Source organism: Ralstonia sp. VS2407, assembly GCF_052950655.1.
In genome coordinates this window covers 1-534 of sequence record NZ_JBRFVG010000126.1, presented here as the reverse complement: position 1 = coordinate 534, position 534 = coordinate 1, and the positions used below count along the sequence as shown (strand labels likewise).

At 68.7% G+C, this 534-nt stretch carries 1 protein-coding gene; it reads left to right on the top strand.

What is annotated here, in order from left to right:
* Window positions 1–534 (top strand): SPOR domain-containing protein (locus ACU8YE_RS24200; RefSeq protein ID WP_446929905.1); only part of this gene is annotated, 534 nt, incomplete at both ends.

The following is a 534-nucleotide window of genomic DNA, read 5'->3' as shown; positions in this document are numbered from 1 at the left end:
GGGTAACACGAACGGCGCGACCGGCTCGAGCAACACCACCGCGTCGAACACTCCGTCGTCGGGCAACGGCGTCGCCGTCGCGCCGAAGCCGGCCGACACCACGCCGCCGCCGCAGAAGACGCAACAGGCGCAGCAACAGCAGCAAGGCGGCGAGGACGACCTCGCCCGCTTCGCCGCGCAGAAGCAGGCGCAGCAGGCCGCCGCGCAAAAGCAGCAGCAACAGCAGCAGGCCGCGAACACGCCGAAGCCGACGTCGTCGGCCACGGCCGCAGCGGCAGCGAAGCCGCCGACCGCGAACGACGCGAACACCGGCTACTTCCTGCAGGTCGGCGCATACAAGACGGAAGGCGATGCCGAGCAGCAGCGCGCGCGCCTCGGCTTCCAGGGCTTCGAATCGAAGGTGTCGAAGCGCGACGTCAGCGGCGTGACCTATTTCCGTGTGCGCGTCGGCCCGTTCTCGAAGTTCGAGGATATGAACTCGGCCCGTCAGCGCCTGTTCGATGCAGGTGTCGACACGGCGGTGATCCGCTTCAC